Genomic DNA, 24,923 nt, shown 5'->3' on the forward strand with positions numbered 1-24,923 from the left:
TGCGTCATAGAAGGACCTCTCCATGCTTCTGCTCGTGCTGGCCTACCTCGGTGGCGTGCTCACCATCCTCAGCCCCTGCATCCTGCCGGTGCTGCCGTTCGTGTTCGCACGGTCCGACCGCCCTTTCCTGCGCAGTGGGCTGCCGCTGCTGATCGGCATGGCGTTGATGTTCGCCGTGGTCGCCAGCCTGGCGGCGGTGAGCAGCCAATGGGTGGCGCAGGCCAACCAGATCGGGCGCTGGATCGCACTGGTGGTGATGGCGGTGTTCGCGCTGGCGCTGCTGTGGCCGGCGCTGGCCGACCGCCTGCTGTCGCCGTTCCAGCGGCTGGGGGCGCGGCTGAGCGCCTCGGCCGATGCGGCCAGTGACGCGGGCCGGGGGGGCGTGGGTACCTCGCTGCTGATCGGCATCGCCACCGGCCTGCTGTGGGCACCGTGCGCGGGGCCGATCCTCGGCCTGATCCTCACCGGCGCGGCGTTGCAGGGCGCCAGTGTCGGCACCAGCGGGCTGTTGCTCGCCTATGCACTGGGCGCGGCGACCTCGCTGGCGCTGGCGATCTGGATCGGCGGGCGCGTGTTCGCCGCGCTCAAGCGTCGCCTCGGCGTGGGCGAGTGGGTGCGCCGTGGGCTGGGCATCGCCGCATTGTTGGCGGTGGTCGCCATCGCGATGGGCTGGGATACCGGCGTACTGACCCGGCTCTCCATGGTCAGCACCGCCAAGCTGGAACAGGGCCTGCTCGACGTGCTGCCAGCACAGGAACCGGCCGCCGGCGCGGCGATGATGCGCGCCGCTGCGAGCACGCCCGGGCAGCCACTGCCGGTGGAAGGCACCCTGCCCTCGCTGGCCGGTGCCACCGGGTGGCTCAACAGCCCGCCCTTGGATGCACCGCCGCTGCGCGGCAAGGTGGTGCTGGTCGATTTCTGGACCTACTCCTGCATCAACTGCCTGCGCGCGATGCCGTACGTGCGCGAGTGGGCCGAGCGCTATCGCGACCACGGGCTGGTGGTGATCGGCGTGCACGCACCGGAGTTCGCCTTCGAGCGCAACCTGGCCAACGTGCAGCGCGCGGTGAAGGACCTGAAGGTGACCTACCCGGTGGCGATCGACAACGACTTCGCCATCTGGCGCGGCTTCAACAACAAGTACTGGCCGGCGCACTACTTCATCGATGCGCAGGGCCAGATCCGTGCGCATCACTTCGGTGAAGGCAACTATGCGCAGTCCGAGCAGATCATCCGCCAGCTGCTGCGCGAGGCCGGCAACACCCTCCCCGGTGATGACGCACCGGTGGCGATGGCGCTGGATGGCGTGGCGCGCCAGGCCGACATGGACAACCTCAAATCGCCGGAGACCTACCTGGGTCACGCTCGCGCCGAGAACTTCGCCTCGCCCGGTGGCCAGCGCCAGGACCAGCCTGCCGACTACACCGTCCCTGCCACCCTTCAACACAACCAGTGGGCATTGGCAGGACGCTGGACGGTGGGCAACGAAGACGCCCGGCTGGAGACGGATGGCGGCCGTATCGCCTTCCGCTTCCATGCGCGCGACCTGCACCTGGTGCTGGCCCCGGGCGAGGACGGCAAGCCGGTCCGCTTCCGCGTGCGCATCGACGGGCAGGCGCCGGGCGCAGCGGCCGGCGGTGACATCACCGCCGATGGCGACGGCCGCGTGGATGAAAACCGTCTGTATCAGCTGATCCGCCAGTCCGGCACCGTGCAGGAGCGCACCTTCGAGATCGAGTTCCTCGATCCGGGCGTGCACGCCTACGCCTTTACGTTTGGTTGAGGAGCTATCGCATGAAGATCGCGTTCGACAAACTCGTTGCAGGCGGCATCGCTGTCGCCATCGCGGCACTCACCGCCAGCGTGGTGGTGGTCGGTCTTGATCGGCCGGCACACGCTGCCGCGGCCGCCACGACCGTGGCCTTGCCTCCCCCTGCCGGCAAGGCGGACCTGCGCCAACCCGGCGTGAAGCGCGCGCAGGTGGTGTTCGCCGGTGGCTGCTTCTGGGGCGTGCAGGGCGTGTTCCAGCACATCAAGGGCGTGGACAATGCGCTCTCCGGCTACATCGGCGGCAGTGCGGCGAACGCCACCTACCCGCGCGTCGGCGGCGGTGGTACCGGCCATGCCGAGGCGGTACAGGTCACCTACGATCCGGCCCAGGTCAGCTATGGCCAGCTGATGCAGGTGTTCTTCTCGGTGGCGCATGATCCGACCCAGCTCAACCGGCAGGGCCCGGACCGCGGCACCCAGTACCGCTCGGCGGTCTATGCCGACGACGCCGCGCAGCGCGATGCCACCCGCGCCTACATCGCCCAGCTGCAGCAGGCCAGGACCTACGCCGCGCCGGTGGTGACCCAGGTCGAGGGTGGCAAGCCGTTCTTCGCCGCCGAGGGCTATCACCAGAACTACCTCACGCTGCATCCGGAATCGCTGTATATCCGGATCAACGACCTGCCCAAGGTGGCCGCGCTGAAGCAGCAGTATCCGGCGCTGTACCGCGAGCAGCCGCGCCTGGTGAGTACCTCCATTTCGGCGCGCTGATCACGCGGCGAACCAGAAGAAAAGACGCACGGCACACACCGCTCTGCCGTGCGCGAGAGAAGTCGTCACGCCCATGGTAGGCTGCGTCCCAACGCGGATACAGATGCAGATGACTGGCATCCGCACGGTTACAGATACCCGTGGATGCAGATGCCGATGGCGACCAACCTCTACCAGTCCCTGGCCGATGAAATGGCCGACGCGATCCGCAGTGGGCGCTTGCCGGTCGGCACCCGGCTGCCGTCGCTGCGCGGCCTGGCGACACAGCGCAGCCTCAGCCTCAACACGGTGATCGCCGCGTATCGGCAGCTGGAGGATGCCGGGCTGGTGCTGCCGCGGCCCAAGGCCGGCTTCGTGGTCAGCCCGCGTCTGCCCGAACCGACGCAGTCGCTGCGGCAGGCGCCGTCTCCGCCCACCGCACCGGCACAGCAGGCGATGATGGCGCGCGTGCTGGCCGCACAGCAGCAACCGGGCATCGTCGACCTGGCCTTCGCCGGGCCGCGCGGCAAGCGCTTCTATCCCGGTGCGCAGCTGGCCCGCATCACCGCGCAGGTACTGCGCCGGGCTGCCACCACGGTGGAGACCTACGCACGTCCCAACGGTGCGGCACGGCTGTTGACGCAGATCGTGCAGCGAGGGCCACGGCTGGGGCTGCACACCACCACCGACCGGCTGGTGCTCACCCATGGCGCGATGGAAGCCCTGCAGCTGGCGCTGCGCGTGGTGACCCAACCCGGCGATGCGGTCGCGATCGAAGCGCCCTCGTATTTCAACATCTACCCGCTGCTGCGCAGCCTGGGCCTGCGCGCGATCGAGCTGCCCACCCATCCGAGGGACGGCCTCGATCTGGAAGCACTGGAAGCGCTGCTCGCCGCCGGCGGCATCGCCGCGATCATGGTCATGCCGACCGTGCACAATCCACTCGGCGGCAGCATGCCCGTGCCGAACAAGCAGCGCCTGGCCGAGCTGGTGAACCATTACCAGGTGCCGTTGATCGAAGATGCGGTCTACGCCGAGCTGCAGTTCAAGGAGCCGCTGGAACCGCTGGCCAAGAGCTTCGATCGCGATGGCTGGATCATGGTCTGCAGTGGTTTCTCCAAGACGCTGGCGCCGGATTACCGGATCGGCTGGCTCGATGGGGGTCGCTTCGCTGCCGATATCCAGCTGCTGAAATTCCATTCCTCCGGCGCCGAATCACGCCTGCTCGGCGATGCGGTGGCGGCATTCCTGGAGGCCGGAAACTACGAACACCACCTGCGTGGGCTGCGCCGGCTCTACAGCGACCAGGTGAGCCACGTGCGTGGGCTGATCGCCCAGCATTTTCCGCCCGGCACCTCGGCCACCCAGCCGACCGGTGGGTTCCTTCTGTGGGTGGAGCTGCCCCCGGCGATCGATGCCGGGGAGCTGTTCGAGCAGGCCTTGGCCGAGGGCGTGGTGTTCATGCCCGGCCAGGTGTACTCGCGCGGTGCCCGCTACCGGCATTGCCTGCGCCTGTCGTGCTGCCAGGAACTGGACGAGCGCTTCGCCAGCGCGATTGCCACGGTCGGCCGGCTCGCCAGCGCGCTGCAGGTGCGCGCAGGCGGCTGACGCTCAGAACACCAGGCGGTCTGCCAGGCTCGCCGGATCCGCACCCGGCGCATACGGCAGGCGACCCCAGCACGGCATCGGCAACCGCGCCTTGAGCAACGCGACATTCTCATCGCGGCGCGCCATCGCCGGGTCCACCTCGTTGGCGATCCAACCGATGCAGTGCGCGCCGCGGGCCGCGATCGCCTCGGCGGTCAGCCGTGCGTGGTTGAGGCAACCCAGCCGCAGCCCGACCACCATCACCACCGGCAGCTTCAGCGCCTGCACCAGATCACTCTGGTCCAGCGTGGCCGACAGCGGCGCCAGCCAGCCGCCGACGCCCTCCACCACCACCGTGTCCGCGCTGGCACGCAGGCGCGCGAAGGCAGCTTCGATCGGCGCCAGCGACAGTTGCACGCCCGCTTCTGCCGCCGCGATCTCCGGCGCGAGCGGCTGCTCCAGCGCGAAGGGGTTCAGGTCGTCGTACCCGGGCGTCGGCACGCTGGCAGCCAGCAGGGCGGTGGCGTCCTCGTTGCGCAGGCCCTGCGGGGTGCGCTCACAGCCGCTGGCGACCGGCTTCATGCCCACGGCCGTGCCGCCATGCCGGCGCAGGGCATGCAGCAGCACGCAGCTGCTGAAGGTCTTGCCGATGCCGGTATCGGTACCGGTGACGAACAAAGCGGCGGGCAACGGCGCAGGCAGGGACATGAAAGACGACCAGGGCTGGAAACGCGTCATTATCCGCCGTCCCGGCAACGCCGCGCTGCGGTCTGCTGCGTTCCGCCGGCCCCGGCGCAGGCGGGCGTGCGGCTTGGTAGACTGCGGCCATGTTCGATACCTCCACGCTTACCGGCAGCAAGCCGGAACAGTACGGCCAGCTGCTGGCCCAGGCCCGTGCCCTGGTGCATGGCGAGCGCGACCGCATCGCCAATGCGGCCAACCTGTCGGCGCTCGTCTACCACGCCCTGCCGCACCTGAACTGGGTCGGCTTCTACTTCTTCGACGGCAACGAGCTGGTCGTCGGCCCGTTCCAGGGCCTGCCCGCCTGCGTGCGCATTCCGCTCGACAAGGGCGTGTGTGGCGCCGCCGCCTCGCAGCGGGTTACCCAGCGCATCGAAGACGTGGACGCCTTCCCGGGCCACATCGCCTGCGACTCGGCCTCGCGCTCGGAGCTGGTGGTGCCGCTGGTCCACAACGGCAACCTGGTCGGTGTATTCGATCTGGACAGCCCGTCGCTGGCGCGCTTCGACGCCGAGGACCAGGCCGGCCTTGAAGCGATCGCCGCGGTGTTCGTCGAGGCCCTGGGATGAGTGGCGCCAAGCTGCGCAACATCGGCCCGAAGAGCGCAGCATGGCTGCGCCAGGTCGGTCTGCGTACGCCGGAAGACCTGGTGGCGGTCGGCGCCGTGGGTGCCTTCGTCAAGGTGCGCCGTGCCGGCTTCAAACCGAGCCTGAACCTGCTCTATTCGCTGGAAGGCGCGCTGCAGGACTGCCACTGGCAGGAACTGCCGGAAGCACGCCGTACCGTGCTGGTGGCCGAGTACGAGGCCATCATCGCCGAGCAGCCGCTGAAGAAGGCGCCGCCCGCGTCCGGCCCGGTCTACGACCGCACGGTCGAGCATCGCGATGATGAGGGCGATGAGGCATCGCCGTTCGAGAGCGACGACGAGCCTCGCTGATCCGCACGGACCGACGCATCGTCGGTCCTGCGCGCTTCATACCTGCTGCAGTTCCAGCAGCTCGCCCCAGAGTTGATCGTCTTCGCGCTCCACGCGCAGCCGCAGCCGCGTGCCGTGGTCGATGCGCAGCGCCCAGCACATCGCCATCGGCAACCCGCAGACCTGCGACAGCACCATGCGCAGCGGCCCGCCATGACTGACGATCAGGGTCGGCACCGGGTCCGGATCATCCAGCAGCCGGTGCAGCCCACGCGCGATGCGGCGCTCGAAGTGGCCCCAGCTTTCGCCGTGCGGCGGCGGGTTGGCGTGCGGGTCCAGATGGAACGCCGACAGCGCGTCCATCGGCAGCGCCTCCAGCGCGGCACCATCCCAGTCGCCGAAATCCAGCTCTTCCCATTCCTCGTCAGTGTCCACCCCCCGCCCGAGCGGGGCCGCCAGCGCTTCGGCGGTGCGCACGGCGCGCTGCCGCGGCGAGCACAGCACGCGCTCCCAGGACAGCGCCGCGTAGCGCGCGCACAGCGCGTCGGTGGCGCCCTCATGCAGCGGTGGATCGGTACGGCCATCGAGATGGTCGTCGCGGCCGGTGCTGGCGTGGCGGATCAGGTCGAGGATCATGCCGGGCCCCCTCTGCTGCCCGCTGCGGCCGGCCGGTGAGGGTCACGGGCGTCGGTACCGGGGTGCTGCAACCACGTCGGGGTCATGGAGATCACATCGAAAAAGCGAGGCGCATTCTAACCGGTGCGCTCCACCGGCCCGGCCGATGGCTTAGACTGCGCCCACTTTCAGGTGACCCGGGGCTGCAATGCCGCCAGGTTGAAACGGGAAGCCGGTGACGCGTCAGGCCTCGTGCCCCGCCGCCACTCCGGCGCTGCCCCCGCAACGGTAAGCGAGGAAACACCAGGCAACACGCCACTGTGCTCCGGCATGGGAAGGCGCCTGGCACGATGGCACCGCCATCGACCCGCAAGCCCGGAGACCGGCCTGGAAGACGACTGGTTGCGATGCGGCGGGCATGGCGGCGGCAAGCGGCGCCGTGCGCGTCCGCCAACCGTCGATCCATCCCTGCAGCGCGATCATCCCCACCCCTTGCCGCGCGGGCGTGCGCGGTGCATGGAGTCATCGATGAAGCTGCAGATCCAAGTCCTTTCCCTGGCCGTGTTGTCGGCCCTGCCCCTGCTGGCGTCGGCCCAGGACGAGGCGACCGCGCTGGACCAGGTACTGGTCACCGCCACCCGCACCCCGATCGCCCTGCAGGACAGCATCTCGCCAGCGCAGGTGATCGACCGCGCCGAGATCGAGCGCAGCCAGGCACCGTCGCTGCAGGAGCTGCTGCGCGGCCGGGCCGGCATCAACCTCAACAACAGCGGTGGCCTGGGCAAGCAGAGCTCGCTGTTCCTGCGCGGCACCAACTCGGCCCACACCCTGGTGCTGATCGACGGCGTGCGCATCAACACCGGTGACCTCGGCCTGGCCATGATCCAGGACCTGCCGCTGGCGCAGATCGAGCGCATCGAGATCGTGCGTGGCCCGCAGTCCAGCCTGTACGGCGCCGACGCGATCGGTGGCGTGATCCAGATCTTCACCCGCCGCAATGCCGGCCAGTTCGCGCCACACCTGCAGCTCGGCGGCGGCAGCAACGGCCTGCGCGAGGCCAGCGGTGGCTTCGGTGGCAGTGGCGAGCGTGGCTGGTTCGGCACCGACATCGCCTACCAGCACACCGACGGCATCAACGCCTGCCGCGGCTCCGTCTCGCCGTTCGCCGGCTGTGGCGCCAATGAGCCCGACCGCGATGGCTACCGCAACCTGTCGATGAGCCTGCGCGGCGGCTATGCGCTGACCGATACGCTGAGCCTGGAAGGCACCGCGCTGCGCGCCGAAGGCGAGAACCACTACGACGGCTACTACAACTACTCCGAGACCCTGCAGCAGGTGCTCGGTGGCAAGCTGCGCTACACGCCCAGCGCGCGCTTCAACCTGACCGTCAATGTCGGCCGGGCCGACAACGAATCGGACAACTACAACGGTGATGCCTGGCTGGGCAACGCGCAGACCCACCGTGACAGCGCCTCGGTGCAGGCCGATATCGGCATCGCCGATGGCCAGCTGCTGAGCGCCGGCGTGGACTGGAGCCAGGACAACCTGGACGGCAGCAGCGCCGGCTATCTGGTCGACAGCCGCGACAACACCGGCGTGTTCGTGCAGTACCAGGGCCGCTTCGGCGCGCACCACCTGCAGGCCAGCGTGCGCAACGACGACAACGAGCAGTTCGGCAACCACACCACCGGCAGCCTCGGCTGGGGGCTGGAGCTGGGCAGCGGCTTCCGCCTCAACGCCAGCTACGGCACCGCGTTCAAGGCCCCGACCTTCAGCGATCTGTACGACCCGTGGAGCGGCGTGCCGACCCTGGACCCGGAAAAATCCAAGAGCGCGAACGTCGGCATTGCCCAGCAGGGTGAGGGCTGGCGCTGGGGTCTGGATGTGTACGAAACGCGCATCGATGACCTGATCACCTACGACGCGACGACCTTCATGATGTCGCAGGTCGAGAAGGCCCGCATCCGCGGCGCCGAACTGACCGGTGCGATCACCGTGGCCGGGTTCGACCTCAATGCACAGCTCAGCCACACCGACCCGCGCAACCGCACCGACGGCAGCGCGCAGTTCGACAACTGGCTGGCCCGCCGCGCCCAGAACACCGCGCGCCTGGACGTCGATCGCCGCTTCGGTGACTTCCGCACCGGCCTCACCGCCAACGGCGCCGGCAAGCGTTACGACGATGCGGCCAACACCGTGCGCCTGGGTGGCTATGGCACCGTGGACCTGCGCCTGGAATACGCACTGAGCCGCGACTGGTCGGTGCTGGGCCGCGTCAGCAATGTCTTCGACCGCGATTACGAAACCGTTGCCTGGTACAACCAGCCGGGCCGCGAGTACCGCCTGAGCGTGCGTTACCAGCCGAAATAAGCGTGCGGGACGGCGGCACCGCTGCCGTCCCACCCTCGGCAGCTGCCGACCATTGGTCGGCACAATCGTTGACCCTGGTAGGTGCCGACCGTTGGTCGGCACACGCGCATTAGAGCGCCAGCAGTTCCCGCAGATCGTCCATCACCGCCACCGCCGCGACGTTGTTTAGATCGAGCCCGCGCGGATACCCATAGCGCACCAGCGCCACCGGCATGCCCGCATCCACCGCGGCGCGGTAATCGGTGATCGAATCACCCACCATCAGGGCCGCCTCGACGGCCACCTCGAAGTGCGCCGCGATATGCCGCAACGGCGCACCACTGGGCTTGCGTTCCGGCAGCGAATCTCCGCCCAGCACCAGCGCGAACTGATCCTGCAACCCGAAATGCTGCAGCAACGGCGCCACCAGCGCCGACGGCTTGTTGGTGCAGATCGCCAGCGTCACCGCGCGTTCGCGCAATGCGGCCAACGTGTCGGTCACACCATCAAACAGACGTGGGCTGCGCAACAGGCACGCCTCGTAGTGCCGCATGAAACCGGGCATCACCTTGTCCAGTTCGACGGCGCTGCCAGCCGCATCGAATGCCTGCTCCACCAATCGGCGCACACCATCGCCGATCCAGGTCAGCACGGTGGCCTCGGGCACGCGCGGCAACTGCCAGTCCTCCAGCGTGCGGTTCAACGCCTCGGCGATATCGGCGGCGCTGTCCACCAGCGTGCCATCCAGATCGAACACCACCAACGGATACGGGTACGACAAGGCAATGCTCACTTCCACAGCAGGGAAGGGCCATTGTACGGAGGTGCGTGTGTGATGCCGATGCACGCCCGGGTAGCGCCGCGTTTACAGCTGCGCCAGGAATGCCGGGCTGGCAAAACGTTCCACCAGGAAATCCAGGAAGCTGCGCATGATTGTCGGCAGCTGCCGGCGTGACGCATATACCGCGTGGATACCCAAGCCTTCCACTTCGTAATCAGGCAGCACCTCGATCAGCTCGCCACTGCGGAGCAACGGGGCGATCTGGTACGTCGGCAACATCGCGATGCCGGCGCCGGCACGCACCGCTTCGAGCAGCAGCGACGCTTCATTGGCACTGATGTTGCCGCCTACCGCCACCGCGATCTTCCGTCCGTCGCGTTGCAGGTGCCACACGCTCTTGCCGACATAGTGGTGCGTCAGGCAGTTGTGCGCGGCCAGTGCATCGGCGGTGGTCGGCGTGCCGTGCTCGGTCAGGTACGACGGCGACGCGCACAGCACCGAACGGCACGGCGCCAACGGCCGCGCGATCAGACTCGGATCGATCGCGCGCGAAATGCGCACCGCGATGTCCACGCGCTCTTCGACCAGATTCACCACCCGATCCACCAGCAGCAGTTCCACGCGCGTGAGCGGATGCCGTTTGACGAACGCCGCCACCGCCGCCGCCAGGTGGATCTGCCCGAAGGAGACACTCGCGGTGACCCGCAGCAGCCCGTGCGGCTCGGGGTTGTCCGTGGCCAGCTCACCACGCAGCTCATCACCGATCGCCAGCATCTGCCGGAACCGCAGCAGCGCGGCTTCGCCCGGCCCGGTCAGGCTGATCCGGCGCGTGGTCCGGTGCAGCAGCCGCGCGCCCAGCCAGCGCTCCACCTCGGCCAGATAACGGGTCACCATCGCCCGCGACATTTCCAGTGCCTCGGCCGCTGCGGTCAGGCTGCCGCGCTCGGCGACCTCGACGAACACGTTCATGGCGGTCATCCGGTCCATTTGATCGATCCGTGCAACAAATTAGGCCGTTATACGCGGTTTTTCGTTCGATTCCAGAGGCATACGCTGGCCTTCCTTCCTCAACGGACCTGCCCCATGAAAATCGCGCTTGTTGGTGCCACCGGCAATATCGGCCGTGAAATCACCCGCCAGGCCCTCGCCCGCGGCCATCAGGTCACCGCCATCGTGCGCCGCGAGACCGACCTGCCGGCCGAACTGGAGGGCGCCCAGCTGGCCGTCGCCGCGCTGGACGATACCGATGCCCTGGCCGCCGTGATCGCCGGCCACGACGTGCTGGCCAGCGCCTTCGGCCCGCGCCCGGGTGATGCGCCGAGCACCGTGACCACCACCAGCGCCGCGCTGGTCAAGGCAGCCCGCCAGGCCGGCGTACCGCGCTTCATCATGGTCGGCGGTGCGGGCAGCCTGGAAGTCGCCCCGGGCGTGCAACTGGTGGACACCGAGGGCTTCCCGGATGCCTACAAGCCGGTCGCCCTGGCCGCGCGCGAGACGCTGAAGCAGCTGCAGGCCGTCGATGACCTGGACTGGACCTTCTACTCGCCCGCCGCCGAGATCGGCCCCGGCCCGCAGCGCGGCGGCTTCCGCAGCCAGGCGAAGAATTTCCTGGTCGGTGCCGACGGACACAGCCGGATCAGCTACGCCGACTACGCCGACGCCTTCGTCAGCGAGATCGAAACCCCGCAGTACGTGCGGCAGATCGCCACGGTTGCGTACTGACCAGGCCGCCGATGTGAAGCAGCCGACCAACGGTCGGCTCTACCGGCCCCGGTGTCATGTCGGGGCCGTTCCCCCCGGTGTCATGTCGGGGCCGTCCCCCCCCCCGGTGTCATGTCGGGGGCCGTTCCCCCCGGTGCCATGTCGGGGCCGTCCCGCCCCGGTGTGATGCCGGGGCCGCGCTGCACAGGACTTCTTGAAATGCAGAACGTTTCCCGCACGACCCTGGCCTTGGCGTTGGCGCTCGGTACCGCGCTCGCCGTCAGCCCACCGGCCATCAGCCACGCCGCTGCGGCCACCGCCGAAGCCCACGTGCTGCAGGTGCAGCCCTACCACCCCGGCGACGAGGCGCTGTTTTCGGTCGCGTCCACCCTGATCACCGGCCGCCACGACGCCATCCTGGTCGACGCCCAGTTCGCCGCATCCGACGCCGCCCAGCTGGTGCAGCGCATCCGCGCCTCGGGCAAACGGCTGACCACGATCTACATCAGCCACGGCGACCCCGACTACTACTTCGGCCTGGCCACCCTGCAGGACGCCTTCCCCGACGCCCAAGTCCTCGCCACCCCCGCAACCGTTGCCCACATCAACGCCACCCAGGCCGCCAAACTCGCGTACTGGGGCCCGCAGATGGGCGCAGCCAAGCCCAGCCGCATCGTCATCCCGCCCCCCCTGGACGGCGACACCCTCACCCTTGAAGGCCAACCGATCAAGATCATCGGCCTCACCGGCCCCACCCCGGACCGCACCGTCCTGTGGATCCCCGCCCTGCGCACCGTCCTCGGCGGCATCCCCATCGTCGCCGGCGAACACGTCTGGATGGCCGACACCCAAAGCGCCCAATCGCACGCGCACTGGCTGCAGACCCTGGCCACCATCAAGGCCCTGAAGCCGACGCGCGTCATACCGGGCCACTACGCAACGGGTGCCGCCCTGGACATCAGCGCCGTGGATTTCACCGCCGACTACATCCGCGCCTTCGACGAAGAAACGGCACGGAGCAACGACGCCAACGCACTGATTGCCGCGATGAAAAAACGCTATCCGACCCTGGCGGGCGAGAGCTCGCTGGAACTGAGCGCAAAAGTAGCCAAGGGTGAAATGCAGTGGCCGTAATGACGCATCCGTAGAAACCAGACGTCATTCGCGAATCTCGAAACGCGCGACGCGTTTCCTCTCTGCGCACCGACCCAGTGTCGGAGGGACGGCGCGGGTGGGGTATCGGGACCGTGTGTTGCCATGGATGGCAACACACGAGCTTACAGGGACGTACTTGCAGCGGGTCCCGCTACCCCACCCGCGTCGTCCCAAACCCTCATCACCCGGACCCCAGCGCCTCAGCCGTTGCCGTTGCCGTTGCCGTCACCGCAAACAGAAAAACCGTCAGCCATCACCCAGGTGATCAAACAACCCCGGCTGGCGCACCACCTCCCGCTCCCGGAATCCCCCCAACCCCACCCCCACCAACCGATACCGCGTCTCCAGCGGCAGCTCCACCCGCGCCCGCAACCCCAGCGCAATATCCCGCAGTTCCTCCATCGAATCCGGCGGCGACTCCGGCGTGAAACTGCGCGTAATGATCCGGAACTGCGAGGTCTTCAACTTCAACACCACCGTATGCCCCACCCGATCGGTCTTGCGCGTCGCCTGCCACGTCTTCTCCGCCAACTGCACGATCGCCGGCGCCAGATCCTCCAGCAGCAGATCCTCCGCGAACGTGTCTTCCGACGAAATCGACTGCACCGGCTGATCCGGCTCCACCGGTCGCTCATCGATGCCGCGCGCACGATTGAACAAGCGCCCGCCGAACGTTCCGAAGCGCGCCTCCAGTTCCTCCAGCGGCAGCGAACGCAGATCGCCCACCGTCGCGATGCCCAGCTCGGCCAGCTTGGCCGCCATCACCTTGCCCACGCCTGGCACGCGGTTCACCGGCAACGGCGTCAGGAACTGCTCGATGCGATGCGGCGGCACCACGAACTGCCCATCCGGCTTGCGCCAATCCGAGGCGATCTTGGCCAGGAACTTGTTCGGCGCGATCCCCGCCGACGCCGTCAGCTGCGTCTCCTCGCGGATCTGCGCGCGGATGATCTGTGCAATCTCCGTCGCCACCGTCATGCCGCCCTTGTGCTCGGTCACATCGAGATACGCCTCATCCAGCGACAACGGCTCCACCAGCTCCGTATGCCGCAGGAAAATCTCGCGCACCTGGCGGGACACCGCCTTGTAACGGACGAAATCCGGGGGCACGAACACCGCATCCGGACACAGCCGCTCCGCGCGTACCGCGGGCATCGCCGAGCGCACGCCGAACACGCGCGCTTCGTAGGAGGCCGCGCACACCACCGAGCGCATGCCGCGCCACGCCACCACCACCGGTTTGCCCCGCAACGAGGGATCGTCGCGCTGCTCCACGGACGCGTAAAACGCATCCATGTCGACGTGAATGATCTTGCGGGGGCGGGACACGGGCGTGGGCACTCGGATTCAGATGAACAAGATTACAGCCACACGCCGCAGTATGGTTGTTGGATAACAACAACATGCGTTTTTGAACCTGAAAACACTACGGCGGCGTACGGTTAAAACGTTTGATTGAATCACTTTTTCTCATGCACTCTTGAGCACTTGCTTCATGCAAGAGCAGTCGACCTGTGGTCGGCTCACCCCGACGACAACTTCTTCAGGATTGCGTTTTCCATGACTCGTCTCAACGCGTTCTCGCGCGACCAGCTGCTGGCCAGCGCCCGCGGTGAACTGTTCGGCCCGGGCAGCGGTCGCCTGCCCAATGATCCGATGCTGATGTTCGATCGCATCACCGATATCCGCGAGGACGGCGGCCCGCACGGCAAAGGCATGGTACGCGCCGAACTGGATATCCGCCCTGACCTGTGGTTCTTCGACTGCCATTTCCTCGGCGACCCGGTCATGCCCGGCTGCCTCGGCCTGGATGCCATGTGGCAGCTGACCGGCTTCTTCCTGACCTGGATCGGTGCGCCCGGCCGTGGCCGCGCCCTGGGTTGCGGTGAAGTGAAGTTCACCGGGCAGGTGCTGCCGAACGCCAAGCGGGTCACTTACGAAATCGATATCTCGCGCGTCATCAACCGCAAGCTGGTGATGGCCCAGTCCGACGCCCGCATGCTCGTCGATGGCCGCGAAATCTACGCTGCCAAAGACCTGCGTGTAGGTCTGTTCACTTCCACTGAGAACTTCTGATGCGTCGCGTCGTCATTACCGGAATGGGCATCACCTCGTGCCTGGGCAACGATCTGGACACCGTGTCCTCGGCACTGCGTGAAGGCCGCGCCGGCATCCGCCACCTGCCTGATCACGCCGAAGCCGGCCTGCGCAGCCACGTTGGCGGCAACATCGAGCTGGACCTGGACGCGCAGATCGACCGCAAGGTGAAGCGCTTCATGAGCGACGCCTCGGCCTACGCCTACATCGCCATGCGCGACGCCATCGCCGATGCCGGTCTGGACGAGGCGCAGGTCGCCAACCCGCGTACCGGCCTGATCGCCGGCTCCGGCGGCGGCTCCAGCCAGTGGCAGGTGGAATCTGCCGACATCCTGCGCGCCCGTGGCGTGCGCAAGGTCGGCCCGTACATGGTGCCGCGCACGATGTGCTCCACTGTGTCGGCCTGCCTGGCCACCGCGTTCCAGATCAAGGGCCTGAGCTACTCGCTGTCGGCCGCTTGCGCCACCTCCGCCCACTGCATCGGCGCCGCCGCGGACCTGATCCGTCATGGCGCGCAGGATGTGATGTTCGCCGGTGGCGGTGAAGACCTGCACTGGTCGATGAGCGTGATGTTCGATGCGATGGGCGCGCTGTCGACCCGTTTCAACGAGACCCCGGCCTCGGCGTCGCGCCCGTACGACAAGGACCGCGACGGCTTCGTCATCGCCGGTGGCGGCGGCATGCTGGTGCTGGAGGATTACGACCACGCCGTGGCCCGTGGTGCGCGCATCTACGCCGAGCTGGTCGGCTACGGCGTCACCTCCGACGGTGCCGACATGGTCGCCCCCTCCGGTGAAGGGGCGGTGCGCTGCATGAACATGGCGATGGAGCACCTCACCGGCCCGATCGACTACCTCAACACGCACGGCACCTCGACCCCGCTGGGCGATGTCACCGAGCTGAAGGCGGTCCGTGAAGTGTTCGGCGAGACCATCCCGCCGCTGTCCTCGACCAAGGCGCTGTCCGGCCACTCGCTGGGCGCGGCAAGCGTGCACGAAGCGATCTACTGCCTGCTGATGATGCGTGACGGCTTCATCGCCGGCTCGGCCAACATCGGCGAGCTGGACCCGCTGGTGGAAGGCTTCCCGATCGTGCGCGAGACGCAGCCGGCACAGCTGAACACCGTGATGTCCAACAGCTTCGGCTTTGGTGGCACGAACGCAGCGCTGGTGTTCAGCCGCATCTGATTGCAGCGGCGACGTACACGAAAAAGCCCGGCCATGTGCCGGGCTTTTTTATGCCGGTATATCGGCGAGCCGAGCCCCGCTGCCGCTGGCAGGCCGTTGGGCAAACTCAAGGAGGAGGCAGCAACGGCATCAACAACGCCCGCGCATCCAGCAGCGAACCCACGATGCGATGCCCCAGCGCACGCAGTTCCTCATCCGGGTGCACCAGGTCCGGCACCTGGATCGCGGTCATGCCCGCACCCACCGCCGCGCGGATGCCGGCCGGGGAATCTTCCAGCGCCAGGCAGCGCGCCGGGTCCTTGCCCAGCTTCTGCGCCGCGAGCAGGTAGATGTCCGGCGCCGGCTTGGGACGCGACACGTCACTGCTGGTCACCACCACCTCGAAGAACGGCAGCAGGCCGGCGGCGGCCAACTTGCGCGAGGCGCGCGGCTGGCGCGTGGAGGTTGCGACCGCGCGCGGCACACCGTGATCGTGCAGCAGCTGCAGGATCTCCAGGATGCCCGGGCGCAGCGGCAGGCCCTGCTGCGTGCGCGCTTCATACAGGTCATGGCAGCGCGCGAACAGCGCAGCGACCTGCTCGGCATTCACCGTCTGCAGCAGCAGGCGCTCGCAGTCGCGGTCACCCAGGCCCACCATGCGCAGCCAGAACCCCTCAGGGAACGGCAGCGCCAGTTCCTGCGCCGCCTGCGACCAGCACGCGATCGAGACCCGCTCGCTGTCGATCATCAGGCCGTCCATGTCGAAGATGACGGCGTCGGGCAGGAACGGCAGCGCGGCGAAAGCACTCATGGGACGTTGAACAGTGTCTCGAGATCGGCCGCGTCCAGCGTGCGCCACTCGCCTTCCGGCAGATCGCCCAGCGAGAGCCCGCCGATGCGGCTGCGGTGCAGCGCCTCGACGTGGTTGCCGACCGCCGCGAACATCCGGCGCGCCTGGTGGTAGCGGCCCTCGTGCAGGACCAGCTGCGCCTGGCGCGGGCCGTTCACGTGCAGCTCGGCCGGCAGCAACGGCTTGTCGTCCGATTCCAGCATCAGCCCGCCGCTGGCGAAACGCGCGGTTTCATCGCCGCGCAGGTCCTCGGCCAGGGTGACCTCGTAGGCCTTGTCCAGGCGCGACTTCGGCGACACGATCCGGTGCAGCAGCGCGCCGTCATCGGTCATCAGCAGCAGGCCGCTGGTGTCGCGGTCCAGGCGGCCCACCGAGGACAGCACCGGCGCACGCTCGCGGTAACGCGGCGGCAGCAGGTCGTAGATCAGCCGGCCTTTGTCCTTGGTCGAACAGGTATAACCGCGCGGCTTGTGCAGCATCAGGGTCAGCCCCTGCGGCGGGTCCAGCGGCTCGCCCTCGACCCGGATCGCCTCATGTGCGACCGCGTCGTCGGCGTACAGCACCTCGCCGTCGGCATCGGTGATCAGGCCAGCGCGGAACATCCCCTGCACCTGCTTGCGGCTGCCATAGCCCAGGTTGGCCAACAGCTTGACCAGCTTCATGCGCGGCCTCCGCGGCCCCACTTCGGCTCGGTGCTGCGCGGGGCACGGGCCGGGGTGGCGCTCTTGCTCGCCTTGGTCGCTTCGATCAGCTTGAAGCCATCGCGCTCGGCGGCCACGCGGACCTGGCCGAAGCTTTCGTTGAGGATCTGCTCGTACGGCAGATGGCGGTTGGCCACCAGCCACATCCGCCCGCCCGGGCGCAGCGCCTGCGCGGCCACGGCGATGAAGCGCTGGCCGATGTCGGGACGGTCGGCGCGCGAGGGCGTGTGGAACGGCGGGTTGGTCACGATGAAGTCGTACTCGCCCTCGATCCCGGCGGTGACGTCCTGCCAGTGGAAGCCCAGCGCCGCCGGCTTGCCCAGCGCGGCAAGGTTCTCGCGGGCCAGGGCCAGGGCGCGGCCTTCGGCCTCGTACAGGTCCAGCGCGCTCACGTTCGGGCAGCGGGCCAGCACTTCAGCGGACAGGTAGCCGAAGCCGGCCCCCAGGTCAGCGCCACGGCCGGCCAGGTCGGCCGGCAGCTGCTCCACCAGCAGCGCCGAGGCCGGGTCGATGCGGTCCCAGGCGAAGATGCCGGGGCGGCTCTGGAAGCGGCCGCCCAGGATCCCGCGCGGCGCGTCCAGCGACGCCCAGCGCTGCGCCAGCGCGGCGTCGTGCTGGCCATTGAGCGGCGCGGTCCAGTAGGCGCGGCAGTGGTTCTTGGTCAGCTTGCCGCCCAGGCCGGCCAACTGCTGCAGGTCGCCTTCGCCGGAGCGGGCACCTTCGTTGTTGTGCTGGCAGGCCACCACGATGCCGCCGGGCGCGGCCAGCGCCAGCGCACGGGCGAACAGGGCCTTGGCCTCCTCGCGCTGGCGCGGCGGCAGGACCAGCACCACGGCGTAGCGGGTGGCGTCGCTGGCCAGCTGCTGCTCGTCGCGTACGGTCCAGCCACTGGCTTCCAGCGCATCGGCGAACGGGCGGAAGCTCTGCTCGCAGACCAGCTGGGCCGGCTGGGCGTGCTCGCGCAGCGGCGCGCCGTCGCGGGCGCGCAGGAACAGCACGGGGCCGGCCGGCCAGGACAGTGCGCCACTGGCGAAGGGCAGGAACAGGGTTTCCAGGGGAGCGTCGTGCTGGGCAGCCATGCGGGGGCACATCTTGAAAAGAGGCCGCCATTCTACCGGTTCGCCCCGCCGGACCCGGATTTGCGTTTATTCAACGTCCTGTTGATGCCCTGACAACATCCAAACCGGCAGGGTGGAGCCTCACTTCCCGTGGAGATGGCTCATGCGTGCATTGTTCGTCGGTGGCGTAGTCGACAACAGCGAAATGGACATGGAGGGCAGCCAACCACCGGTGCACTACCCCGAAGACACCGGCGGCGGCCATTCGCGCTACCGCCTGCACCAGATCGGCAAGACCTCCGATGGCAACGTGGCCTATGCGGTCTATGGGGCGCCGGACATGGCCGATGAAGAGGTGGCGCGGATCGCCGATGAGCGAGCCTACGCGCGTCGCTTCGAAGCCGAGCCCAGCGAATTCACCCACTGAGCCGACGCCGAGGCGCTGCCCGCCGCGATCACTCGCGGTAGGGCAGCTGCCGGATGGCCCTGATCTGATCGAGCCAGATGAGGTGCTGCTGGACCGGCGTATCCAGATCGTCCAATCGCAGCTGGCCGTTGCTGCCTTCATGTTCGTCGGCATCGCGGTACTGCTGCAGCGTCGGCTGCACTGCCACGGTGCCCAGCAGGCGGCTGCCGTCATCAAGCGTGAGCTCGACCTGGGTCTGGCCGTGCAGCTGCGGCAGCAGCGCTTCCAGGGCCGCGATGGCGGCCGGATCGGTGTGGATGCGGGGGGCGTAACGTGACATGGCAACTCCTGTGGCGTACGCCCTCAGTGTGCCCGCCGCGGCGTCAACACATTGCCAACGGCTGCCGGCAGCGGCGCCGGCTCAGCGGCTGGCGAGTACGCCCCGCACCGCGGCCACCAGCTGGGCGACCGAATACGGCTTGGCCACGTGCTCCTGGAAGCCTGACGCCAATGCGCGCTTGCGGTCGTCCGCACGCGCCAGCGCCGTCACCGCCACCGCCGGCAGCGCCTCTGGCTCGACGCCCATGTTGTCGCGCAATGTGCGTACCAGGCCGTACCCATCCATGCCGGGCATGCCGATGTCGGTCAGCAGGGCATCGATACCGCTGTGGCCGTTTTCGTTGAGCAGTGCCAGCGCTTCGCCGGCGGAGGACGCCGTGGTGACCGAAGCGCCCTGCTCTTCCAACAGCCGCCGCAGGTACTCCAGCACCTCGGGCTGGTCTTCCACGGCCAGCAGGTGCAGGCCCTTGAGCGGATACGGCTCGATGATCTGTTCGGTGATCGGCCCACTGAACACTTCGCGCAGCGGGCGGCCATCGGCCTGCGGCTGATAGCGCGGCAGGCGCACGTTGAAGCTGGCACCCTGGCCGTGGCCTTCGCTGCTGGCCGCAACCACGCCACCATGCAGTTCCACCAGCTGCTGGACGATCGCCAGCCCCAGCCCCAGGCCGCCATGGCGACGCGTGGTGGTGCCGTCGGCCTGGCGGAAGCGGCTGAACAGATGGCGCAGGAACTCCGGCGCGATGCCGTCGCCGGAGTCGGTCACGGTGATCGACCAGTGCCCGCCATCGGCGGCCAGGGTGAGCACCACGCGCCCTTCGGCCGGGGTGAATTTGATGGCGTTGGACAGCAGGTTCCACAGCACCTGCTGCAGGCGCGTGGCATCGCCGAGCACCAGGCACGGCTCGTCGGGCATCACCAGTTCCATCGAGAGCGCTTTGCCTTCGGCGACCAGCTCCTGTGCACGCATGGCCTCTTCCAGCTGCGCACGCAGATCCAGCATTTCCACTTCCAGCTGGACCTTGCCCAGCAGCATGCTGCTCAGGTCCAGCATGTCCGAGATCAGCCGCTTCTGCGCCATCGCACTGTTGGCGATCACGCCCAGCCCCTTGTACATCGGGCTGGTGTTGTCGATACGCTGCAGCAGCAGTTCGCTCCAGCCCAGGATGGTGGTGAGCGGGGTGCGCAGCTCGTGCGAAAGCGTGGCCAGGAACTCATCCTTCAGCCGCGCCATGTTCTCGGCGGCGCTGCGCGCGGCACGCTCGGACTGCAGCAGTTCTTCGCGCGCCATTTCGATTTCGCGACGCTCGGTCACATCCGGGCTGCTGCCGGCCAGGCCGATGAAACGGCCCATCCTGGAAAAGCGGGGCCGCGCGTTCATTTCCAGCCAGCGCCATTGCCCGTCGGCGCGACGGCCGCGCACCAGTGCATGCATGGAGCGCTGCGACTTCAGTGCCTCCTGCAGTTCGTAATCGAACACCGAAGCATCGTCGGGATGCACCAGGCCACGCCACACATCGTCCGGTACGCGCTGCTCGTCGCCGCCGAAGAACTCGCTGAAGGCACTGTTGACGAAGCGCGAATGCCCGCGCTCATCCAGGACCCACACCGGCATCGGCAGGCCATCGGCCAGCGCACTGAAGCGCGCCTCGCTTTCGGCCAGCTCCACCTCGATGTGCTTGCGGTTGGTGATGTCGAAGAACACTACGGCCACCAGATGCTCGTCCGGTTCGCCAACGCTGACCGCCTCGACCGAATACCACCGGTTCAGCGCGCGTGCTTCCATCTCGAACTGCCGGGCCTGGCCGCTCAGTGCCACCTCGCCATAGGTGCGGTACCAGTCCGTCTCATGGCCGGGCTGCAGGCTGGTCATCCGCTGCCCGCAGACATTGCTCAAGCCGGTATTGCGCGAAAACGCCTCGTTGACCTCCACGAACCGGTAATCCACGCCCACCCCGGCATCGTCGAAGATCACCTCGATGATGCAGAACCCCGCATTCAGGCGCTCAAGGACCGTGCGATACAGGGCCGGATCCGGCGATGAAGCCAGGAAAGAGGCGCGTTCCAACGTCGAAGTGGGCAGGCTGGGCAAGGGCGTCAATGAGGCAACTGGCGAAACAGAGGAGGACAGGATCGGCCAACGCGCGTATTCGCAGCGTCAAGCGCCGGGGGTCTGGGGCGGGCCTGGGTGAATTGGCGCCAACCGCAGACGCGGAGCATACACGCGTGGATTGTCCGCCACCCGGATCGGGATCACACTGGTACCTGATCCCACTTGTGATCGCGACCCAGGCATTGTCATGAACCGCACCTCCCTGATCGCCGGGGCCCTGGCCGGGCTGCTGCTCATCGGCAGCGCCGCGGCCGCCCCGCGTACCGTGACCGACCCGCAGGCCCCGCGCGCGCTCAAGACCGAAGGCCCTGTCCAGGTGACCTGGACCGACCCGGCACAGTTCACCGAGATCCGGCTGAGCAACAACCGCTTCGAGGCCGAACGCGGCGACTGGGTGCAGCAACTGGCCAAGTATGTGCAGACCACGGCCAGCAAGGCGCTGCAGCCCGGCCAGACGCTGCAGGTCACCTTTACCGATATCAAGCGCGCCGGCGATTACGAGCCTTGGCATGGCCCTCGCGCCAACGACATCCGGGTGATGCGCGATATCTACCCCCCGCGCGTGACCCTGACCTACACCCTGAAGGATGCGCAGGGCCAGGTGATCAGCGAAGGGGAACGCAAGCTGCAGGACACCGGCTACCTGCACAACATCGGGCGACAGAGCGACACCGACCCGCTGCGCTATGAGAAGCGCCTGCTGGATGACTGGATCCGGCGCGACCTGCGCAACGAGGCCACGGCCAGCACCTGAGCCCTTGGGCCCACATGAGAAAGGCGGCGCATCAGCGCCGCCTTTTTTCATGCACGCGGTATCGCCGGTGGCGGTTCAGCCGTCGACGTACTCGCGCACGACCCGCTTCACCCCACACGGCAGCTGGTAAGCACTGACCCCGCACAGCGGTGCCAGCGCCTCGATGCGGGGGGCATCGCCCCACAGCGTCACCGTGCTGCCGATGCCGGCCTGCGGCAGGTGGGTCAGGTCCACGGTGAGCATGTCCATCGAGACCCGGCCGATCACGATGCCCGGCTGATCGTCGATCCGCACCGGGGTGCCGTTCGGCGCGAACTGCGGGTAACCGTCGGCGTAACCGAGCGCGACCACGCCAACCCGGGTCGGGCGCTGCGCGACGAAGCGCGCGCCGTAACCGACCGGCTCGCCCACCGCGATGTCACGGACGGCGAAGATCTTCGAACGCATGCTCATCACCGGCCGCAGGCGCCCGGTCAGCGCGGTATGCGCCGGCATCGGGTTGATCCCGTACAGCATCAGGCCCGGGCGCACCCAGTCGCTGCGTACGTCCGGCCACCCCAGCAGCGCTGGCGAGTTGCACAGGCTGGTCTGCCCGGCCAAGCCGTCGATGGTGGCCGCGAAGACGTCGGCCTGTTCGCGGGTGCGCGGGCTGTCCAGTTCGTCGGCCCGCGCCATGTGGGTCATCAGCACCATCGGCCCGACATGCGCCAACGCGCTCAACGTGGCGTGCGCGGCACGGAACTCGTCCGGCCACAGGCCCAGGCGATGCATGCCGCTGTCCAGCTTCAACCACACGGTGAGCGTGGCGGTGGTCTGGAACGCGGCCACCGCCTCGACCTGCCACGGCGCGCCGACCGCGAACCACAGGTCGTGCTGCACGATCAGCGGCAGCTCACTGGCGTCGAAAAAGCCTTCCAGCAGCAGGATCGGGCCGGTGATGCCGGCCGCGCGCAGCTCCAGCGCTTCCTCGATGCAGGCCACGCCAAAGGCATCGGCCTCGGCCTGCAGCGCGCGGGCGCAGCGCACCGCGCCGTGCCCGTAGGCATCGGCCTTGATCACCGCAACGGCCTTGCCGCCCCCCAGTTCGCGCGCCAGCCGGTAATTGCTGCGCAGCGCGTCCAGATCAATCAACGCACGGGCTGGGCGCATGAACTCGGCTCACGGTAACGGACAGAGGCGGCATGGTGGGTGTAACGGAAGATATCCAGGCCTTCGGTGCTGATCTGCGGCTGGCGGGCATCCATCAGGTCGGCCAGGTAGCGGCCGGAGCCGCAGGCCATGGTCCAGCCCAGGGTGCCGTGGCCGGTATTGAGGAACAGGTTGCGGTACGGCGTAGCGCCGACCACCGGGGTGCCATCCGGCGTGGCCGGGCGCAGGCCGGTCCAGAACTCGGCGCGCGACAGGTCGCCGCCCTCCGGGTACAGATCGCGCACCACCTTCTCCAGCGTGGCGCGGCGGCGCGGCGAGAGCGACAGGTCGAACCCGCCCACTTCGGCCATGCCACCCACGCGGATGCGGTCGTCAAAGCGGGTCACGGCCACCTTGTAGCTTTCATCCAGGATGGTCGAGGTCGGCGCCATTGCCGGATCGGTGATGGGCAGCGTCAGCGAGTAGCCCTTGAGCGGGTACACCGGCAGCTGCATGCCCAGCGGTGCGACCAGCGACGGCGAGTAACTGCCCAGCGCGACCACGTAGTGATCGGCGGTTTCCAGCTTGCCATCGATGCGTACACCGGTGATGCGGTCGCCCTCGCTCTGCAGGCCGGCGATGTCCTGGTCGAAGCGGAACTCCACCCCGGCATCGACGCACATCTGCGCCAGGCGACGGGTGAACAGCTGGCAATCACCGGTCTGGTCGCGCGGCAGGCGCAACGCGCCGACCAGCTTGTCGGCCACGCCGGCCAGCGCCGGCTCATGGGCGATGATGCCCGCGCGGTCGAGCACCTGGTACGGCACGCCGTACTGGGCCAGCACTTCGATGTCCTGCGCGGAGGCATCCAGCTGCTGCTGGGTGCGGAACAACTGGGTGGTGCCCAGGTCGCGGCCCTCGAACTCGATGCCGGTCTCGCGGCGCAGCTCGTTGAGGCAGTCGCGGCTGTACTCGGACATGCGCACCATGCGCGCCTTGTTGATCGCGTAGCGCTCGTGCGTGCAGTTGCGCAGCATCTGCGCCAGCCAGCGGTACTGGTGCCAGTCCAGGCCCGGGCGGATCGCCAGCGGCGCATGCTCGGAGAACAGCCATTTGACCGCTTTGAGCGGCACGCCGGGGGCGGCCCACGGCGAGGTATAGCCGAACGACAGCTGCCCTGCGTTGGCAAAACTGGTTTCCAGCGCCGGACCAGGCTGGCGGTCGACGACCGTGACTTCAAACCCGGCCTGCCGCAGGTACCAGGCACTGGTCGTGCCGATCACACCGCTGCCAAGGACTAGAACGCGCATGACACCTCTCCAACCCGATCATTCCCTGCGCAGGAGCACGCTGGGACCATAATTGAGGAAGTATAGTCAGCCGCAACCAATCAATTCGCCTGTTTTTCCTGCATCAGGCAGGATATTGTCCCGCCAACATCCTCGAGAGGCTGACGCCGATGGCCACGCGTGCCCGTGAACTGGACAAGATCGACCGCAAGATCCTGCGCATCCTGCAGGACGAGGGTCGCATTTCCTTCACCGAACTGGGCGAGCGGGTCGGGCTGTCGACGACGCCCTGCACCGAGCGCGTGCGGCGGCTGGAGCGCGACGGCGCGATCACCGGCTATTACGCCAAGCTGGATCCGCATTACCTCAAGGCCAGCCTGCTGGTATTCGTAGAGATCAGCCTGGCCTACAAATCCGGCGATATCTTCGAGGAGTTCAGGCGCGCGGCGCTGAAGCTGCCCAACGTGCTGGAGTGCCACTTGGTGTCGGGCGATTTCGACTATCTGCTCAAGGCACGCATCAGTGAGATGGCCTCTTACCGCAAGCTGCTCGGCAGCACGTTGCTGACCTTGCCGCACGTGCGTGAATCCAAGAGCTACATCGTGATGGAAGAGGTCAAGGAAACCCTGACCCTGCCGATCCCGGATTGATGTCGGC

The 24,923-nt window shown here is 68.0% G+C and carries 25 protein-coding genes and 1 riboswitch; of the genes, 13 read left to right on the forward strand and 12 right to left on the reverse strand.

Annotation, left to right across the window (positions count from 1 at the left end):
* Nucleotides 1-22 precede the first annotated feature (22 nt).
* The 3 genes from NJD74_RS11705 (at nucleotide 23) to NJD74_RS11715 (ending at nucleotide 4,128) form a co-directional block, all read left to right on the forward strand.
* On the forward strand, nucleotides 23-1,783 hold the full coding sequence (locus NJD74_RS11705) for a cytochrome c biogenesis protein DipZ (protein WP_319624206.1): 1,761 nt from the start codon (nucleotides 23-25) through the stop codon (nucleotides 1,781-1,783).
* A gap of 11 nt (nucleotides 1,784-1,794) precedes the next feature.
* On the forward strand, nucleotides 1,795-2,541 hold the full coding sequence (msrA, locus tag NJD74_RS11710; RefSeq protein WP_102788970.1) for a peptide-methionine (S)-S-oxide reductase MsrA: 747 nt from the start codon (nucleotides 1,795-1,797) through the stop codon (nucleotides 2,539-2,541).
* A gap of 156 nt (nucleotides 2,542-2,697) precedes the next feature.
* Nucleotides 2,698-4,128, forward strand: a complete 1,431-nt coding sequence (locus tag NJD74_RS11715) for a PLP-dependent aminotransferase family protein (protein WP_254427826.1) — start codon at nucleotides 2,698-2,700, stop codon at nucleotides 4,126-4,128.
* 3 nt (nucleotides 4,129-4,131) lie between these two features.
* Here NJD74_RS11715 and bioD read toward each other — a convergent pair whose 3' ends face one another.
* Nucleotides 4,132-4,815: a dethiobiotin synthase gene (bioD, locus tag NJD74_RS11720; protein WP_046273813.1), complete on the reverse strand. Its 684-nt coding sequence runs from the start codon at nucleotides 4,813-4,815 to the stop codon at nucleotides 4,132-4,134.
* Nucleotides 4,816-4,934: 119 nt separating this feature from the next.
* On the opposite strand from bioD, the gene NJD74_RS11725 reads away from it, so the two are divergent.
* Nucleotides 4,935-5,417 (forward strand): GAF domain-containing protein, encoded by a 483-nt coding sequence (locus NJD74_RS11725; protein WP_102788968.1) that lies wholly within the window; start codon nucleotides 4,935-4,937, stop codon nucleotides 5,415-5,417.
* Nucleotides 5,414-5,785: a TfoX/Sxy family protein gene (locus tag NJD74_RS11730; protein WP_070471647.1), complete on the forward strand. Its 372-nt coding sequence runs from the start codon at nucleotides 5,414-5,416 to the stop codon at nucleotides 5,783-5,785. Before NJD74_RS11725 ends, NJD74_RS11730 begins: the two co-directional genes overlap by 4 nt.
* Nucleotides 5,786-5,821: 36 nt before the next feature.
* On the opposite strand, the gene NJD74_RS11735 is transcribed toward NJD74_RS11730, so the two are convergent.
* A complete protein-coding gene (locus NJD74_RS11735; RefSeq protein ID WP_046273810.1) occupies nucleotides 5,822-6,400 on the reverse strand; it encodes a histidine phosphatase family protein in 579 nt (192 codons plus the stop codon).
* A 152-nt stretch (nucleotides 6,401-6,552) separates the two neighbouring features.
* Nucleotides 6,553-6,785: riboswitch (cobalamin riboswitch) on the forward strand.
* Nucleotides 6,786-6,907: 122 nt separating this feature from the next.
* Between NJD74_RS11735 and btuB the strand changes: the two genes are divergently transcribed.
* Nucleotides 6,908-8,749 carry a TonB-dependent vitamin B12 receptor gene (gene btuB / locus NJD74_RS11740; protein ID WP_102788967.1) on the forward strand — a complete coding sequence of 614 codons (1,842 nt, stop codon included), beginning with the start codon at nucleotides 6,908-6,910 and terminating at the stop codon, nucleotides 8,747-8,749.
* A gap of 109 nt (nucleotides 8,750-8,858) precedes the next feature.
* Here btuB and gph read toward each other — a convergent pair whose 3' ends face one another.
* Entirely contained in the window at nucleotides 8,859-9,509 is a 651-nt protein-coding gene (gene gph / locus NJD74_RS11745) for a phosphoglycolate phosphatase (protein ID WP_026070183.1), read from the reverse strand.
* 84 nt (nucleotides 9,510-9,593) lie between these two features.
* Nucleotides 9,594-10,496, reverse strand: a complete 903-nt coding sequence (locus NJD74_RS11750) for a LysR family transcriptional regulator (RefSeq protein ID WP_102788966.1) — start codon at nucleotides 10,494-10,496, stop codon at nucleotides 9,594-9,596.
* Between the two features lie 96 nt (nucleotides 10,497-10,592).
* Here NJD74_RS11750 and NJD74_RS11755 point away from each other — a divergent pair, with 96 nt between their 5' ends.
* Complete coding sequence (locus tag NJD74_RS11755) at nucleotides 10,593-11,231, forward strand: NAD(P)H-binding protein (protein WP_019185768.1); 639 nt, start codon at nucleotides 10,593-10,595, stop codon at nucleotides 11,229-11,231.
* Nucleotides 11,232-11,429: 198 nt separating this feature from the next.
* Nucleotides 11,430-12,344, forward strand: a complete 915-nt coding sequence (locus tag NJD74_RS11760; protein WP_102788965.1) for an MBL fold metallo-hydrolase — start codon at nucleotides 11,430-11,432, stop codon at nucleotides 12,342-12,344.
* A gap of 267 nt (nucleotides 12,345-12,611) precedes the next feature.
* On the opposite strand, the gene dinB is transcribed toward NJD74_RS11760, so the two are convergent.
* Nucleotides 12,612-13,694 carry a DNA polymerase IV gene (dinB, locus tag NJD74_RS11765; protein ID WP_070471642.1) on the reverse strand — a complete coding sequence of 361 codons (1,083 nt, stop codon included), beginning with the start codon at nucleotides 13,692-13,694 and terminating at the stop codon, nucleotides 12,612-12,614.
* A gap of 231 nt (nucleotides 13,695-13,925) precedes the next feature.
* On the opposite strand from dinB, the gene fabA reads away from it, so the two are divergent.
* Together fabA and fabB are read left to right on the forward strand one after the other, a co-directional pair.
* A complete protein-coding gene (gene fabA / locus NJD74_RS11770) occupies nucleotides 13,926-14,441 on the forward strand; it encodes a 3-hydroxyacyl-[acyl-carrier-protein] dehydratase FabA (protein WP_102788964.1) in 516 nt (171 codons plus the stop codon).
* Complete coding sequence (fabB, locus tag NJD74_RS11775) at nucleotides 14,441-15,649, forward strand: beta-ketoacyl-ACP synthase I (RefSeq protein WP_019185764.1); 1,209 nt, start codon at nucleotides 14,441-14,443, stop codon at nucleotides 15,647-15,649. The genes fabA and fabB overlap by 1 nt, the downstream gene beginning before the upstream one ends.
* Before the next feature lie 106 nt (nucleotides 15,650-15,755).
* On the opposite strand, the gene NJD74_RS11780 is transcribed toward fabB, so the two are convergent.
* The 3 genes from NJD74_RS11780 to NJD74_RS11790 are packed head-to-tail and all read right to left on the reverse strand — an operon-like array spanning nucleotide 15,756 to nucleotide 18,258.
* Nucleotides 15,756-16,439 (reverse strand): HAD family phosphatase, encoded by a 684-nt coding sequence (locus NJD74_RS11780; protein ID WP_046272916.1) that lies wholly within the window; start codon nucleotides 16,437-16,439, stop codon nucleotides 15,756-15,758.
* Complete coding sequence (locus tag NJD74_RS11785; RefSeq protein WP_102788963.1) at nucleotides 16,436-17,140, reverse strand: pseudouridine synthase; 705 nt, start codon at nucleotides 17,138-17,140, stop codon at nucleotides 16,436-16,438. The genes NJD74_RS11780 and NJD74_RS11785 overlap by 4 nt, the downstream gene beginning before the upstream one ends.
* Nucleotides 17,137-18,258, reverse strand: coding sequence for a class I SAM-dependent methyltransferase (locus tag NJD74_RS11790; protein WP_102788962.1), 1,122 nt, complete (start codon nucleotides 18,256-18,258; stop codon nucleotides 17,137-17,139). Before NJD74_RS11790 ends, NJD74_RS11785 begins: the two co-directional genes overlap by 4 nt.
* Before the next feature lie 142 nt (nucleotides 18,259-18,400).
* Here NJD74_RS11790 and NJD74_RS11795 point away from each other — a divergent pair, with 142 nt between their 5' ends.
* Nucleotides 18,401-18,664 (forward strand): hypothetical protein, encoded by a 264-nt coding sequence (locus tag NJD74_RS11795; protein ID WP_019185760.1) that lies wholly within the window; start codon nucleotides 18,401-18,403, stop codon nucleotides 18,662-18,664.
* A 28-nt stretch (nucleotides 18,665-18,692) separates the two neighbouring features.
* Here NJD74_RS11795 and NJD74_RS11800 read toward each other — a convergent pair whose 3' ends face one another.
* The gene (locus NJD74_RS11800) at nucleotides 18,693-18,983 is read right to left on the reverse strand and encodes a DUF3247 family protein (RefSeq protein WP_046272912.1); all 291 of its coding nucleotides are present in this window, start codon (nucleotides 18,981-18,983) and stop codon (nucleotides 18,693-18,695) included.
* Nucleotides 18,984-19,064: 81 nt separating this feature from the next.
* A complete protein-coding gene (locus NJD74_RS11805; RefSeq protein WP_019185758.1) occupies nucleotides 19,065-21,050 on the reverse strand; it encodes a PAS domain-containing sensor histidine kinase in 1,986 nt (661 codons plus the stop codon).
* A gap of 232 nt (nucleotides 21,051-21,282) precedes the next feature.
* On the opposite strand from NJD74_RS11805, the gene NJD74_RS11810 reads away from it, so the two are divergent.
* Complete coding sequence (locus NJD74_RS11810; protein WP_070471638.1) at nucleotides 21,283-21,849, forward strand: DUF3016 domain-containing protein; 567 nt, start codon at nucleotides 21,283-21,285, stop codon at nucleotides 21,847-21,849.
* Between the two features lie 75 nt (nucleotides 21,850-21,924).
* On the opposite strand, the gene alr is transcribed toward NJD74_RS11810, so the two are convergent.
* Complete coding sequence (alr, locus tag NJD74_RS11815; protein ID WP_319624207.1) at nucleotides 21,925-22,998, reverse strand: alanine racemase; 1,074 nt, start codon at nucleotides 22,996-22,998, stop codon at nucleotides 21,925-21,927.
* Nucleotides 22,977-24,287, reverse strand: coding sequence for a D-amino acid dehydrogenase (locus tag NJD74_RS11820; RefSeq protein ID WP_102788960.1), 1,311 nt, complete (start codon nucleotides 24,285-24,287; stop codon nucleotides 22,977-22,979). Before NJD74_RS11820 ends, alr begins: the two co-directional genes overlap by 22 nt.
* A gap of 149 nt (nucleotides 24,288-24,436) precedes the next feature.
* Here NJD74_RS11820 and NJD74_RS11825 point away from each other — a divergent pair, with 149 nt between their 5' ends.
* Nucleotides 24,437-24,916 carry an Lrp/AsnC ligand binding domain-containing protein gene (locus NJD74_RS11825; protein ID WP_319624208.1) on the forward strand — a complete coding sequence of 160 codons (480 nt, stop codon included), beginning with the start codon at nucleotides 24,437-24,439 and terminating at the stop codon, nucleotides 24,914-24,916.
* The last annotated feature ends 7 nt before the right edge of the window (nucleotides 24,917-24,923 follow it).

The organism is Stenotrophomonas sp. RG-453, from assembly GCF_033843685.1.
In the GTDB taxonomy this organism is placed as follows: domain Bacteria; phylum Pseudomonadota; class Gammaproteobacteria; order Xanthomonadales; family Xanthomonadaceae; genus Stenotrophomonas; species Stenotrophomonas bentonitica_A.

Coding starts and splice junctions, on each gene's coding strand:
- NJD74_RS11705 (WP_319624206.1), top strand. CDS start 23: ATGCTTCTGCTCGTGCTGGCCTACCTCGGTGGCGTGCTCACCATCCTC.
- msrA (WP_102788970.1), top strand. CDS start 1,795: ATGAAGATCGCGTTCGACAAACTCGTTGCAGGCGGCATCGCTGTCGCC.
- NJD74_RS11715 (WP_254427826.1), top strand. CDS start 2,698: ATGGCGACCAACCTCTACCAGTCCCTGGCCGATGAAATGGCCGACGCG.
- bioD (WP_046273813.1), bottom strand. CDS start 4,815: ATGTCCCTGCCTGCGCCGTTGCCCGCCGCTTTGTTCGTCACCGGTACC.
- NJD74_RS11725 (WP_102788968.1), top strand. CDS start 4,935: ATGTTCGATACCTCCACGCTTACCGGCAGCAAGCCGGAACAGTACGGC.
- NJD74_RS11730 (WP_070471647.1), top strand. CDS start 5,414: ATGAGTGGCGCCAAGCTGCGCAACATCGGCCCGAAGAGCGCAGCATGG.
- NJD74_RS11735 (WP_046273810.1), bottom strand. CDS start 6,400: ATGATCCTCGACCTGATCCGCCACGCCAGCACCGGCCGCGACGACCAT.
- btuB (WP_102788967.1), top strand. CDS start 6,908: ATGAAGCTGCAGATCCAAGTCCTTTCCCTGGCCGTGTTGTCGGCCCTG.
- NJD74_RS11750 (WP_102788966.1), bottom strand. CDS start 10,496: ATGGACCGGATGACCGCCATGAACGTGTTCGTCGAGGTCGCCGAGCGC.
- NJD74_RS11755 (WP_019185768.1), top strand. CDS start 10,593: ATGAAAATCGCGCTTGTTGGTGCCACCGGCAATATCGGCCGTGAAATC.
- NJD74_RS11760 (WP_102788965.1), top strand. CDS start 11,430: ATGCAGAACGTTTCCCGCACGACCCTGGCCTTGGCGTTGGCGCTCGGT.
- fabA (WP_102788964.1), top strand. CDS start 13,926: ATGACTCGTCTCAACGCGTTCTCGCGCGACCAGCTGCTGGCCAGCGCC.
- fabB (WP_019185764.1), top strand. CDS start 14,441: ATGCGTCGCGTCGTCATTACCGGAATGGGCATCACCTCGTGCCTGGGC.
- NJD74_RS11780 (WP_046272916.1), bottom strand. CDS start 16,439: ATGAGTGCTTTCGCCGCGCTGCCGTTCCTGCCCGACGCCGTCATCTTC.
- NJD74_RS11785 (WP_102788963.1), bottom strand. CDS start 17,140: ATGAAGCTGGTCAAGCTGTTGGCCAACCTGGGCTATGGCAGCCGCAAG.
- NJD74_RS11790 (WP_102788962.1), bottom strand. CDS start 18,258: ATGGCTGCCCAGCACGACGCTCCCCTGGAAACCCTGTTCCTGCCCTTC.
- NJD74_RS11795 (WP_019185760.1), top strand. CDS start 18,401: ATGCGTGCATTGTTCGTCGGTGGCGTAGTCGACAACAGCGAAATGGAC.
- NJD74_RS11800 (WP_046272912.1), bottom strand. CDS start 18,983: ATGTCACGTTACGCCCCCCGCATCCACACCGATCCGGCCGCCATCGCG.
- NJD74_RS11810 (WP_070471638.1), top strand. CDS start 21,283: ATGAACCGCACCTCCCTGATCGCCGGGGCCCTGGCCGGGCTGCTGCTC.
- alr (WP_319624207.1), bottom strand. CDS start 22,998: ATGCGCCCAGCCCGTGCGTTGATTGATCTGGACGCGCTGCGCAGCAAT.
- NJD74_RS11820 (WP_102788960.1), bottom strand. CDS start 24,287: ATGCGCGTTCTAGTCCTTGGCAGCGGTGTGATCGGCACGACCAGTGCC.
- NJD74_RS11825 (WP_319624208.1), top strand. CDS start 24,437: ATGGCCACGCGTGCCCGTGAACTGGACAAGATCGACCGCAAGATCCTG.